Annotated in this window: 16 protein-coding genes; 3 read left to right on the top strand and 13 right to left on the bottom strand. The window is 63.0% G+C overall.

Annotated features, from left to right (window positions below; genetic code table 11):
- Positions 1-20: 20 nt before the first annotated feature.
- Positions 21-548: a hypothetical protein gene (locus G513_RS21840; protein WP_022976111.1), complete on the top strand. Its 528-nt coding sequence runs from the start codon at positions 21-23 to the stop codon at positions 546-548.
- Here the strand turns inward: G513_RS21840 and glmU are convergent.
- Positions 490-1,866, bottom strand: a complete 1,377-nt coding sequence (gene glmU, locus G513_RS0106995; protein WP_028475239.1) for a bifunctional UDP-N-acetylglucosamine diphosphorylase/glucosamine-1-phosphate N-acetyltransferase GlmU — start codon at positions 1,864-1,866, stop codon at positions 490-492. The genes G513_RS21840 and glmU overlap by 59 nt on opposite strands.
- Between glmU and G513_RS25700 the strand changes: the two genes are divergently transcribed.
- Positions 1,865-2,008, top strand: a complete 144-nt coding sequence (locus G513_RS25700) for a hypothetical protein (protein ID WP_156891470.1) — start codon at positions 1,865-1,867, stop codon at positions 2,006-2,008. The genes glmU and G513_RS25700 overlap by 2 nt on opposite strands.
- Here G513_RS25700 and G513_RS21845 read toward each other — a convergent pair.
- The 3 genes from G513_RS21845 to G513_RS0107010 all read right to left on the bottom strand — a co-directional run bounded on the left by G513_RS21845 (position 1,998) and on the right by G513_RS0107010 (position 4,941).
- Positions 1,998-3,554: a SulP family inorganic anion transporter gene (locus G513_RS21845; protein WP_022976113.1), complete on the bottom strand. Its 1,557-nt coding sequence runs from the start codon at positions 3,552-3,554 to the stop codon at positions 1,998-2,000. The two genes, G513_RS25700 and G513_RS21845, sit on opposite strands and share 11 nt — an antisense overlap.
- Positions 3,551-4,336, bottom strand: a complete 786-nt coding sequence (locus G513_RS21850) for a carbonic anhydrase (protein ID WP_436197935.1) — start codon at positions 4,334-4,336, stop codon at positions 3,551-3,553. The genes G513_RS21845 and G513_RS21850 overlap by 4 nt, the downstream gene beginning before the upstream one ends.
- A gap of 140 nt (positions 4,337-4,476) precedes the next feature.
- A complete protein-coding gene (locus G513_RS0107010; RefSeq protein WP_022976115.1) occupies positions 4,477-4,941 on the bottom strand; it encodes a hypothetical protein in 465 nt (154 codons plus the stop codon).
- 98 nt (positions 4,942-5,039) lie between these two features.
- On the opposite strand from G513_RS0107010, the gene G513_RS25705 reads away from it, so the two are divergent.
- Positions 5,040-5,234, top strand: a complete 195-nt coding sequence (locus G513_RS25705) for a hypothetical protein (RefSeq protein ID WP_156891472.1) — start codon at positions 5,040-5,042, stop codon at positions 5,232-5,234.
- Here G513_RS25705 and G513_RS0107015 read toward each other — a convergent pair.
- From G513_RS0107015 to G513_RS0107055, 9 genes are all read right to left on the bottom strand, one after another.
- Positions 5,215-5,634, bottom strand: a complete 420-nt coding sequence (locus G513_RS0107015; protein WP_022976116.1) for a F0F1 ATP synthase subunit epsilon — start codon at positions 5,632-5,634, stop codon at positions 5,215-5,217. The two genes, G513_RS25705 and G513_RS0107015, sit on opposite strands and share 20 nt — an antisense overlap.
- A gap of 60 nt (positions 5,635-5,694) precedes the next feature.
- Complete coding sequence (gene atpD, locus G513_RS0107020; RefSeq protein WP_022976117.1) at positions 5,695-7,104, bottom strand: F0F1 ATP synthase subunit beta; 1,410 nt, start codon at positions 7,102-7,104, stop codon at positions 5,695-5,697.
- A 60-nt stretch (positions 7,105-7,164) separates the two neighbouring features.
- Positions 7,165-8,028 (bottom strand): F0F1 ATP synthase subunit gamma, encoded by an 864-nt coding sequence (atpG, locus tag G513_RS0107025; RefSeq protein ID WP_022976118.1) that lies wholly within the window; start codon positions 8,026-8,028, stop codon positions 7,165-7,167.
- A 38-nt stretch (positions 8,029-8,066) separates the two neighbouring features.
- Positions 8,067-9,620 carry a F0F1 ATP synthase subunit alpha gene (atpA, locus tag G513_RS0107030; RefSeq protein ID WP_022976119.1) on the bottom strand — a complete coding sequence of 518 codons (1,554 nt, stop codon included), beginning with the start codon at positions 9,618-9,620 and terminating at the stop codon, positions 8,067-8,069.
- Between the two features lie 84 nt (positions 9,621-9,704).
- A complete protein-coding gene (locus G513_RS0107035; RefSeq protein ID WP_022976120.1) occupies positions 9,705-10,241 on the bottom strand; it encodes a F0F1 ATP synthase subunit delta in 537 nt (178 codons plus the stop codon).
- Positions 10,241-10,714: a F0F1 ATP synthase subunit B gene (locus tag G513_RS0107040; RefSeq protein ID WP_022976121.1), complete on the bottom strand. Its 474-nt coding sequence runs from the start codon at positions 10,712-10,714 to the stop codon at positions 10,241-10,243. The genes G513_RS0107035 and G513_RS0107040 overlap by 1 nt, the downstream gene beginning before the upstream one ends.
- 48 nt (positions 10,715-10,762) lie before the next feature.
- Positions 10,763-11,038, bottom strand: coding sequence for a F0F1 ATP synthase subunit C (gene atpE, locus G513_RS0107045; RefSeq protein ID WP_022976122.1), 276 nt, complete (start codon positions 11,036-11,038; stop codon positions 10,763-10,765).
- 99 nt (positions 11,039-11,137) lie between these two features.
- Positions 11,138-11,947 (bottom strand): F0F1 ATP synthase subunit A, encoded by an 810-nt coding sequence (atpB, locus tag G513_RS0107050; protein ID WP_022976123.1) that lies wholly within the window; start codon positions 11,945-11,947, stop codon positions 11,138-11,140.
- Positions 11,947-12,294, bottom strand: coding sequence for an ATP synthase subunit I (locus G513_RS0107055; protein WP_156891474.1), 348 nt, complete (start codon positions 12,292-12,294; stop codon positions 11,947-11,949). The genes atpB and G513_RS0107055 overlap by 1 nt, the downstream gene beginning before the upstream one ends.
- Positions 12,295-12,528: the final 234 nt, after the last annotated feature.

Raw genomic sequence — 12,528 nt, forward strand, 5'->3', positions numbered from 1 at the left:
GTATTTGTTCTAATTCGCGGATGGTCACGCCCTGCTCCGCCCTGCCCGATCACGCCCTCGCCGACCTGCTCGGCTCCTGGGGCCTGGGCATCGTCTGGCTGCCGGCCGACGCCGCAATTCCCGGCAGCTACTGGGGCGAGCCGGAAGCCGGACTGGTCGGCGCGCAGCTCTATCTGCGGCTGGACACGCCGGTGCATTCGGCGCTGCACGAAGCCTGTCACTGGATCTGCATGGACGACGCCCGCCGCGCCGGGCTGCACACCGATGCCGGCGGCACCGACACCGAGGAAAACGCGGTCTGCTATCTGCAGTGCCTGCTGGCCGAGCAGCTGCGTGGCTACTCGCGCGCCCAGGTATTCGCCGACATGGATGCCTGGGGCTACAGCTTCATCCTCGGCTCGGCAGCGGCCTGGTTTGCAGGCGATGTCGACGACGCACGGCGCTGGTTGCTCGCCAGTCGCTTGATCGACGACTGTGACCGCGTGCAGCTCAACCCTTGGTCGGCCGCTTCCAGCTCGGCAACGAACGCTGCTCTCGCGCGCGGTTGATGGTCAGCTGATCGGCGGGCGCGTCCTTGGCGATCGTCGAACCGGCGGCGATGTAGGCGCCACGGCCGATGGTCACTGGCGCGACCAGCTGGCTGTCGGTGCCGATGAAGGCTTCATCGCCGATCACCGTGGTGAACTTGTTGGCGCCGTCGTAATTGCAGGTGATGACGCCGGCGCCGATGTTGACCCGCGCGCCGACCACCGCATCACCGAGATAGGCCAGATGGTTGGCCTTGGAACCATCGCCGACCGTGGTCTTCTTCAGCTCGACGAAGTTGCCGATGTGCACGCCGTCACCAAGCACGGTGCCGGGCCGGAGCCGCGCGTACGGACCGATGATGCAGGCGCGACCGACCGCCGCTTCATGGAGCACCGAGAAGGCATCGATCTTGGTGCCGGCCGCGACGCGGACATCGCGCAGCAAGCAGTACGGGCCGATCTGCACGTCGTCACCGAGTTCGACCTGGCCTTCCAGCACGCAGCCGACATCGATGCGTACATCGCGGCCGATACGCAAGCTGCCGCGCAGATCGAAGCGCGCCGGATCAGCCAGATACAGGCCGTCGCGCTGCAGGCGCTCGACGTTGCGGCGCTGGAAGGCCCGCTCGGCACGCGCCAGCTGCAGCGGATCGTTGACGCCTTCGACTTCTTCGCTGGCAGCCGCACTGACCGTCCGCACGGTGATGCCGTCCCTCGCGGCAAGGCCGACGACATCGGTCAGGTAGTACTCGCCGTTGGCGTTGTCGTTGCCGACATGGCTCAGCCAGCGGCGCAGCCGGCGCGCCGGCGCTGCCATCAGACCGGTGTTGACCTCGCGAATCTGGCGTTGCTCCGGTGTGGCGTCCTTTTCCTCGACGATGCCGGTCACGCGACCCGCAGCGTCGCGCAGGATGCGGCCGTAACCGCGCGGCTGATCGAGCGTGACGGTGACCAGCGCGAAGCCATCCTTCGCCGCTGCGATCAACGCCGCTACCGTCTCCGGCGTGATCAGCGGTACGTCGCCATAGAGCACGACGACCAGCGCGGTATCCGGCACCTCCGGCATTGCCTGCGAAACCGCATGCGCGGTGCCGAGCTGCTTCAGTTGCAACACGGAGCGCGGCTGTTCTGCTGAGCGCGACTTGAGCCAGTCACCCACTTTTTCGGCGCCATGACCGAGCACGACATGCGATGACGCGATGCCGGCCGACGCCGCGGCATCGAGCACATGGCCGAGCATCGGCTGGCCGCCGATCGGGTGCAGCACCTTGGGCAGCGCGCTTTTCATGCGCGTGCCCTGGCCGGCGGCGAGAACGATGGCGTGGACTCTGTCTGTCATGGCACGGGTGCTGGAATTCAGCGGCGATGATAAGGCCAATGCAATGGCCATAAAAAAGCCCGCCGCGCGAATCACGCGGCGGGCCAAGCTTGATCGGCAGGTCTCGAAAAGACCGGTCGATCAGCGGATTCTCAAGCCGTGACCTGGACCAGTTCGCGGCGCTCGTCGCCACCTTCGGAACGGCTCTTCAGCAGCTCCCAGTCGACCAGCAGCGCGGAGCCGTTGACCGGCGCCATGCGTGCCCAGTCCTGCAGCAACACCAGCACCGCGTAATCGACGTGGCGCAGACGGTCGATGTCCAGGGTCAGCTCGGTGCCCGGTTCGATGTCGTCGAGAATTTTCACGATCCAGGGAATGTTCAGGAACGTCGCGAAGCCGACCATGCGCAGCGTCTTCTGGTTCGGCTGGTCGCCGGCCTTGAGATTCAGGTGCAGACGTGCCGAACGCAGTGCCAGACGCAGCAGCGCGAAGCCGATGCCGACCATCACACCCATCAACAAATCGGTGGCGACGATCACCAGCGCCGTCACCGCGAACACCGCGACATTGCCGCGACCGAATTCGGCCAGTTCCCTGACCTGCGAAGGCTTGACCATCTTGAAGCCGGTATAGACCAGGATGCCGGCCAGCGCCGCAACCGGCGCCATGCGCAGCAGCCAGGGCAGCAGCAGCACGAAGGCCAGAATCCAGGTGCCGTGCAGGATCGTCGACAGCCGCGAGGTAGCACCGGCCTGCACGTTCGCTGCGCTGCGCACGATCACGCCGGTCATCGGCAGCGCGCCCATCAGGCCGCACAGTGTGTTGCCGATGCCCTGCGCGGCCAGCTCGCGGCTGAACTTGGTCCGCGGGCCGTTGTGCATGCGATCGACCGCAGCGGCGGAGAGCAAGGTTTCGGCACTGGCGATGAACGCGAACGCGAATGCCGAGACCAGCAAGGTCGGCTTCGAGAACAGCAACATCGCATCCTTCGGCAGCACCCAGTCGATGCCGGCGACCAGATTGTCCGGCAGCTCGACCCGGTTGATCGGCAACTGCATCAGCTCGGCGATCGCCGTGGCGGCAACGATGGCGAACAGCACGCCCGGGAACAGCTTCAGCTGCTTCGGCCGCAGCTTGTCCCAGGCCAGGATCATCGCGATCGTCGCCAGGCCCAGCAGTGCCGCCTGGGCGCCAGCGCCGTTGGTGATCGAGTTGAAGATCAGCTTCGGTGCCGCGAAGAAGTTCTGAAAGCCGGTCGGCAGCGGCTTGGCATCGAACATCACGTGGAACTGCGAAGCGATGATCAGCACGCCGATGCCGGCCAGCATGCCGTTGACCACCGCCGGCGACACCATCCGGAACCACATGCCGAGGCCGGTGACGCCGGCCACCACCTGGATCAGCCCGGCCAGCAGCACCACCGGACCGAGTGCGACGATGCCGTGGGTCTGTACCAGTTCGAACACCAGCACCGCCAGACCCGCCGCCGGCCCGCTGACCAGCAGTGGCGAACCGGCAATCGCGCCGACCAGGAGGCCGCCGATGATGCCGGTGATCAGACCGGCCGCAGCCGGCACGCCGGACGCGATCGCAATGCCCATGCACAGCGGCACGGCGACCAGGAACACGACGATCGACGCCAGGAAATCGGCAAAGACGTTACTGCTGCGGGCGGTGCTGCCAGCAGCAGTGTTCGGAACCGCGCTCACAGATCTGTGCCAGCGTACGCCACCGCGCGAATACCATTGGCGCGCGAAGCTGCCGTCGATGCGCGCGGCTTGCTGCCGGCATCGGCTGCCGCGGCCGGAATCTTCTCGGCGGCGGCGTCACCCGGGATTTCCAAGGTCACGAACTTGCGCTCATCCGGATCGAACACCCGGATATCGGCCGTTTCGATGTCGTAGATCCAGCCATGAATGCCGAGCTTGCCGGAGGCGATGCGGGCCGCAACCGACGGATGGGTCCGCAGATGGTCCAGCTGGGCGATGACGTTTTCTTCGGTCAGCGCATAAAGGCGATCGCCCTTGTCTTCGAACTGGTAGTTCTCGTCCAGCACGTGCTTGGCCACTTCGGCATGACGCAGCCAGGCGGCGACCGCATGCATCTCGCCGACGCTGGCCGGATTCAGCGTCGCCTTCATCGCGCCGCAATCGGAATGGCCGCAGATGACGATGTCCTTCACGCCGAGCGCTACCACGGCGTATTCGATCGCGGCTGACACGCCACCCGTGAACTGGGCATACGGCGGCACGATGTTGCCGACATTGCGGACCACGAACAGCTGGCCCGGATCGCTCGAGGTGAAGTATTCCGGCACCACGCGCGAATCCGCGCAGGTGATCACCAGCGTGTGCGGCGCCTGGGCCGACGCCAGCTTCTTGAACAGGCGCTGCTTGGTCGGATACGTGACCTTGCGAAACAGTTCGAAACCCTTGATCAGCTTTTCCATCTCGTCACCTTGTATGTCGTCGGACGAGACTGCGGCGCGCATCTTCGATGCGGACACAGTTCGCTCGTCACCTTGGAATATCGGATTGCACTACTTGCTCGATCCCTGTTCGGCATGACGCCGCTGTCCGGATAGGCCCTGAAGACTTCTGGCAACCGCTCAATACGGCTGCCGAAATGAACTCAGGCTTGGAGCAAACGCCCTTGCACGCCGACAAGGCTGTCGGGTGGGCGGAAGGTTTCCGACGACATGCGCGTGATGGCGCCAAAGTCCCTGTTGCGGGGAACGCGGCCAACCGCAGGTTGCATCTGATGCGTGAACTCACGCAGGAAGAACAGCTTGATGTCATGCGTTTCGTCGAGGGCCACCAGGGCCATGACGTCCGCTTCGCATTCATCGCCTTCGCTGCCGGCAGAGCAGTCGACAGCTTCGTCGTCGACCTGCACGGCAAGCGCTTTCGCCGCGCCCAGATCCACGGATTTCGCCGAGGCCACGATTACCGCTGCGTCGGATCCAGGCACGCGCGGGTTATCGCGAATCGCCGATACCGATTGCGCCACCCAGGTCACCGTGCACATCGCGAACACGAACAAGGACGCAATCCGCATGGCGCGGGTCGCGACGAGTCGTCGGATGGCGGTGAACAAGGAGGGTTGCATCGGTCTGGATTCGGTTACTCGCAACTAGGACATTGGAAAAGGCAAGAAGTGCGCCTGCTTCAACCACTGCGCGCGCAGCCAGCTTCATGAAGCGCTCGGTAATCCATATTTACGGACTTGCCGCGTCACTTTCAAGACAAACCTTCGGCCGGATCGACCAGCGGCCGGGATCGGAAGGCTGTGAGGCGCGCTGGATCACCATGAAAAACGCCGACTCAAAGGCCGGCGTTCGATTTCGCAACGCGATCAGCCGGCCTGGAATCAGTGCGTCGACTTCTTGATCTTGGTCAGGAAGTCGGCGAGCGCGACCGCCTGGATCAACTCGGCCTGGGCTTTCGCCAGATCGACATCGCTCTTGGCGTTCGACAGCTTTTCCTCGGCGCGACGCTTCGCTTCATTGGCCAGCGCTTCGTCGCAGTCCTTGGCGCGGATCGCGGTATCGGCAAGCACGGTCACGAGATGCGGCTGCACTTCGAGAATGCCGCCGCCGACGAAGAACGCCTGCTCACTGCCATCTGCCTGCTTCACGCGCACCGCGCCCGGCTTCAGGCGGGTCAGAAGTGGCGCATGCCGCGGCGCAATGCCGACTTCACCCATTTCTGCCGGAGCGAACACCATCGATGCCTGACCGTGGTGGATCTGGCCTTCGGCGGAAACGATGTCGATTTCGATGGTTGCCATTTCGTGCTCAGATTAGGTCGGCGGATGAAGGTCGGATTGATCCTGCGCTTGTGCGACGAATCAAAGCTTCTTCGACTTCTCGACCGCTTCGTCGATGGTGCCGACCATGTAGAACGCCTGCTCCGGCAGCGCGTCGTGCTTGCCGTCGACGATTTCGCGGAAGCCGCGGATCGTTTCCTTGAGGCTCACGTACTTGCCCGGCGAGCCGGTGAACACTTCGGCAACGTGGAACGGCTGCGACAGGAAACGCTGGATCTTGCGCGCGCGGGACACAGCCTGCTTGTCGGTTTCCGACAGCTCGTCCATGCCGAGGATCGCGATGATGTCCTTCAGTTCCTTGTAGCGCTGCAGCACGCCCTGCACGTCACGAGCGGTGTTGTAGTGCTCCGAACCGACGACGTCCGGATCGAGCTGGCGCGACGTCGAATCGAGCGGATCGACGGCCGGGTAGATGCCGAGCGACGCGATGTCACGCGACAGCACGACCGTGGCATCGAGATGCGCGAAGGTCGTTGCCGGGGACGGATCGGTAAGATCGTCGGCCGGCACATAGACGGCCTGGATCGAGGTGATCGAGCCGGTCTTGGTCGAGGTGATGCGCTCCTGCAGGGCGCCCATTTCCTCGGCCAGCGTCGGCTGGTAACCCACGGCCGACGGCATGCGGCCGAGCAGTGCCGACACTTCGGTACCGGCCAGCGTGTAGCGATAGATGTTGTCGACGAAGAACAGCACGTCGCGGCCTTCGTCGCGGAAGTACTCGGCCATGGTCAGGCCCGACAGGGCGACGCGCAGACGGTTGCCCGGCGGCTCGTTCATCTGGCCGTAGACCATCGCGACCTTCGATTCCGGAAGGTTATCGCGGACGATGACCTTGGAATCCGACATTTCGTGATAGAAGTCGTTGCCTTCGCGGGTACGCTCACCGACGCCGGCGAACACCGACAGACCCGAGTGTTCCTTGGCGATGTTGTTGATCAGTTCGAGCATGTTGACGGTCTTGCCGACGCCGGCACCGCCGAACAGACCGACCTTGCCGCCCTTCGCGAACGGGCAGAGCAGATCGATGACCTTGATGCCGGTTTCGAGCAGTTCGGTCGAGCCGGACTGGTCTTCGTAGCTCGGCGCATCGCGGTGGATCGGCCAGTGATGCTCGGATTCGACCGGACCGACTTCGTCGATCGGCTCGCCGAGCACGTTCATGATGCGGCCGAGCGTGGCGCGACCGACCGGCACCGAAATCGGCGCCTGCGTGTTGGTGGCAACCAGGCCACGCTTCAAGCCATCCGAAGAGCCCAGCGCGATGCAACGGACCACGCCGTCGCCGAGCTGCTGCTGCACTTCGAGCGTCAGCTCGGTGCCGGTGACCTTGAGCGCGTCATAGATCTTCGGAATCGCGTCGCGCGGGAACTCGACGTCGATGACGGCGCCGATGATCTGTACGATTTTGCCGTTGCTGGAGCCAGTGCTCATCGTTGTTTCTCTATCCAGAATTCTTGGGTTGCAGCTTAAAAGGGGAAACTGAAAGCTTGCTCAGACTGCTGCGGCGCCGCCGACAATTTCCGCCAGTTCCTTGGTGATGCTGGCCTGACGGGCCTTGTTGTAAGCGAGCTGCAAGCCGTTGATGATCTTGCCGGCGTTATCGGTGGCCGCTTTCATCGCGACCATGCGGGCGCTCTGTTCGCTGGCCACGTTCTCGACCACGGCCTGATAGACCTGCGATTCGACATAGCGCTGAAGCACAGTGTCGAGCAGTTCGGTCGCGTTCGGTTCGTAGATGTAATCCCAGTTGTCAGCCAGCTTGCTGGCGTTGGGATCGACTTCGACAGGCAGCACCTGACGCACACCCGGACGCTGGGTCATGGTGTTGACGAACTGCGTCGAGGCCAGATACAGGCGATCGATACGGCCTTCGCGGTAAGCGTCGGTCAATACCTTGATCGAGCCGAGCAGCTGATCGAGATGCGGCTTGTCGCCAAGCTGGGAATTCTGTGCGACCACCTTGCCACCGACCCGGCGGAAGAAGCCGAGGCCCTTGCTGCCGATGACGGCGTATTCGACGTCGATGGCCTGATCGCGCCATTCGCGGATCGAGCGGGTCAGCGCGCGGAACAGATTGGTGTTCAAACCGCCGCACAGGCCGCGATCGGTCGATACCACCAGCACGCCGATCCGCTTCACCGGCCGCTCGGCCATGAACGGATGAGTGATCTCGGTGTTCGCCTGCGACAGATGGGCGATGGTGCGGCGGATCTTCTCGGCATACGGACGCGCTTCAGTCATGCGGACCTGGGCACGGCGCATCTTCGAGATCGCCACCTTTTCCATCGCGCGCGTGATCTTCTGCGTGTTCTTCACGCTTTTGATCTTGGTGCGGATTTCCTTTGCGCCTGCCAATGTAGTTCTCGGTCGTGCCTAGAGGTGGACTGGAGGACTTAAATCGCGGACTGCTTCTTGAACGCCGTGATCGCGGCCTTCAGTTCGCCTTCCAGCGCATCGTTCCAGTCGCCCTTGACGTTCAGCTTGTCGAGCAGCGGCTTGTGGCTGGTCGCCAGGAACTGCTGCATGGCGACTTCGAAGGCGCCGATCTTTTCGACCGCGACATCATCGAGGAAGCCCTTTTCGGCGGCGTACAGCGACGCGGCCATTTCGGCGACCGACATCGGCGCGTACTGCTTCTGCTTCATCAGTTCGGTGACGCGCTGGCCGCGCTCGAGCTGCTTGCGGGTCGCTTCGTCGAGATCCGACGCGAACTGCGCGAACGCGGCGAGTTCACGGTACTGGGCGAGCGCCAGCTTGATGCCGCCCGACAGCTTCTTGATGACCTTGGTCTGGGCGGCGCCACCGACGCGCGACACCGAGATACCGGCGTTCATGGCGGGACGGATACCGGCGTTGAACAGATCGGTTTCGAGGAAGATCTGGCCGTCGGTGATCGAGATCACGTTGGTCGGCACGAAGGCCGAGACGTCACCCGCCTGGGTTTCGATGATCGGCAGCGCGGTCAACGAACCGGTCTTGCCCTTCACTTCGCCGTTGGTGAACTTTTCGACGTAGTCGGCATTGACGCGGGCCGCACGCTCGAGCAGACGGGAGTGCAGATAGAAGACGTCGCCAGGATAGGCTTCGCGACCCGGCGGGCGCTTCAGCAGCAGCGACACCTGACGGTAGGCAACGGCCTGCTTGGACAGATCGTCATAAACGATCAGCGCATCTTCGCCACGGTCACGGAAGTATTCGCCCATCGTGCAGCCGGAGTACGGCGCGACGAACTGCAGCGCGGCCGCATCGGACGCCGCAGCGGCGACGACGATGGTGTGTGCCAGGGCGTTGTTCTCTTCGAGCTTGCGAACGACGTTGGCGATCGACGAAGCCTTCTGGCCGATGGCGACGTAGACGCACTTAATGCCGGTGGACTTCTGGTTGATGATCGCGTCGATCGCCATCGCGGTCTTGCCGGTCTGACGGTCACCGATGATCAGTTCGCGCTGGCCGCGGCCGATCGGGATCATCGCGTCGACGGCCTTGTAGCCGGTCTGCACCGGTTCATCGACCGACTGACGGGCGATGACGCCCGGGGCGATCTTTTCGATCGGGCTGGTGCCATCGCTGACGATCGGACCCTTGCCGTCGATCGGACGACCGAGCGCATCGACCACGCGGCCGAGCAGGCCACGGCCAACCGGCACTTCGAGAATGCGGCCGGTGGTCTTCACCGTGTCGCCTTCGGTGAGGTGCTTGTAGTCACCGAGCACGACGGCGCCGACCGAGTCGCGCTCCAGATTCAGCGCCAGGCCGTAGGTCGGCTCGCCGCCGACGCCCGGGAACTCGAGCATTTCGCCCTGCAGCGCGTCGGAAAGACCGTGGATGCGGACGATGCCGTCAGCCAGCGACACGATCGTGCCGGTATTCCGGGCCTCGGTCGCGGCCGCGAAATTCTGGATGCGGCTCTTGATCAGGTCGCTGATTTCGGAAGGATTCAGTTGCATGTCATGTGCTCGGTTCTAGCTCGCCGTTTTGGGCCACGGCAGGCCGGGAAATTAGTTCGAATCCGCCGAATGAGGTTCGGGGATTCAGGCAATCAGCTGCTGACGCAAACGATCCAGTTCGCCGACGGCCGAGCCGTCGATGACCAGATCGCCAGCGCGGATCACGGCACCACCCAGCAGGCTTTCGTCGACCTTGGTGGTCACATTCAACTTGCGGCTGAGGCGCTTGGCCACCGCGTCGATCAGCTCGGCCAGGCGCGCCGGCTCGACCACCGATGCGGTGGTGATCTCGACGTCGATCGTCGCTTCGGCCTCAGCGCGCAGCGCTTCGAATTCGGCAGCGATCGCCGGCGCCAGCTTGAGGCGACCGTTGTCGATCAGCAGATGCAGCAGGTTCGAACCGTCTGCGCCGATCTGCGGGCCGATGGCCTCGACCAGCGCCTGCGACAGCTGACCCTTGCTGACTGCCGGATGGCCGATGGCCGAAGCCACCGCCGGATCGCTGACTGCGTCGGCCAGTCCGCGAAGAATCGCCGACCAGTCGCCGAACCGCGATGCATCGCGCGCGAGCTCGAACACCGCTTTCGCGTACGGCCGCGCCAGTGTGCTCAGCTCGGCCATCAGACTTTCGCCGCCAGCTCAGCAATCAGCTCGGCGTGGGCGCCGGCATTGATCTCGCGCTTCAGGATCTTCGAGGCACCGGCAACCGCCAGTTCACCGACCTGCTTGCGCAGCGCATCCTTGGCCTGCGTCACTTCGCGCACGACTTCGGAGTGGCCGGCGGCGACGATGCGAGCCTTTTCGGACTCGGCATCGGCACGCGCCTGCTCGACCATCTGGGTCGCCTGCTTATTCGCGGCGGCCACGATGTCCTGAGCCTGCGTACGCGCAGCCTTCAGAGCTTCGTCACCGCGCGAAGAGGCTTCGATCAGCGCTTTCTGACCCTTCTCCGCCGCAGCCAGACCGTCGACGATGCGCGCGCGGCGCTCGTCGAGGGCCTTCGTGATCGGCGGCCATACGAACTTCATCGTGAACCAGACGAAGATAGCGAAGACGATCATCTGGCCGACGATGGATGGAATACTGGCCTGCATCGCTTAGGCTCCGTAAAAGAGGATCAAACAGCCTTCAGACAGAGCGCTTTACTGCGCGGCGGTCTGAACGACGGCGAGCAGCGGGTTCGCAAACATCATCAGCAGGCCCATGGCGACGCCGATGATCGCGACCGCGTCGAGCAGGCCGGCGATGATGAACATCTTGGTCTGCAGCATGTTCGCGAGTTCCGGCTGGCGAGCGGCGCCTTCCAGGAACTTGCCGCCCAGCAGGCCGAAGCCGATGGCGGTACCGAGGGCTGCCAGACCGAAGATCAGACCGATGGTCAGCGCGGTGTTGGCTTGGATTTGGGCGACGAGTTCCATGAAGTGCTCCGTTGGGGTTCTGCGTTGAAAAGCGTTGATGGTTTGTACTGAGGAGGGTGCTGCGGCCGCTACAGAAAGCTACTGCTTGAAGGCGACTGCTTAATGGTGCTCAGCGTCGTGATTCTCGTTGGCCATGCTCAGGTACACGATGGTCAGCGTCATGAAGATGAACGCCTGCAGGGTCACGACGAGAATGTGGAAGATCATCCAGCCCATGCCGGGAATGACCTGCGCCCACCAGGGCAGCAGCGCGATCAGGATGAAGATCAGCTCGCCTGCGTAAAGGTTGCCGAACAGTCGCAGCGCCAGAGACAGCGGCTTGGCGAGATATTCGACGGTGTTCAGGATGATGTTGAACGGCAGCAGCTTGGCGCCGAACGGATGGGTCAGGAATTCCTTGGCGAAGCCGACCACACCCTTGGACTTGAAGCTGTACCAGAAGATGAAGAAGAACACCGACAGCGACAGCGCGAAGGTTGCGCTCATGTCGGCAGACGGCACCACGCGCAGGTGTTCAAGGCCGAGGACATGCTCGCTGAACAGCGGCAGCAGATCGACCGGCACCAGATCCATGCAGTTCCACAGGAACACCCAGCAGAAGATGGTCAGCGCGAACGGCGCGACGAAGGAACGATCGCCCTTGAAGCTGTCCTTCACCGAGTTGTCGACGAATTCGATGATGACTTCGACGAAGTTCTGCAGCTTGCCCGGCACGCCGCTGGTGACCCGCACGGCGGCAATGCGGAACAGGGTCAGAAAGATCAGACCGAGCACCGTCGAAAACACTAGGGTATCGATGTGCCAGTTCGTCATAGAGACGAAACCGGCATCGTGGTTCGACGTCAGATGCATCAAGTGATGCGAGACGTATTCCGCTGGAGTCTTGGCTGCGCCGCTTTCTGCTGACATCACGAATCCCAGGTCAGAGCCCACCAGTAAACCAAAAGCGCAACCGCAAACGTCGTAATCAACGGTGCGAAATTGCTGCCAAATATTTTCACTGCAATCACGAACAACACTGCTGCCAGCGCAAATTTGCGCATCTGCGCGCGGAAAAAATTCGTGACCACCAGATTGGGGTCATCGGAATGTTTACCGAACGTCTTGAGCGCTGCATAAAACGTCAACGTTGCTGCTATTCCCCCGCCCACCGCGGCCGCCAGTCCCGAATGGATTCCACCGATCCAGGTCCAGATCGCAGCACCCAGCAAGGCAATGAAGAGCTGCTGCTGGGCGATTCGTCTGGCTGTTTTCATGCGAGCTGTGAGCTCCGCAATGAGCGCCGGGAGGCGTCGAAGCGCGCGGAGTATACGCAGCAACAACGCCGATCTTCAACCATTACGTCCTGAAATCCCTGCAATCGTCGCGTATTACGTTTTTCATAGGCTCCGTCATGCCGATGCAAACTGTCACCGATGTGAGACTTCTGATGCACTTCAGAACCATGTCCAGAGGACGCCAAATAACCGTAAAGCCCACAAATGGTGCGC

The sequence above is a fragment of the Nevskia ramosa DSM 11499 genome (genome assembly GCF_000420645.1).
GTDB lineage: Bacteria > Pseudomonadota > Gammaproteobacteria > Nevskiales > Nevskiaceae > Nevskia > Nevskia ramosa.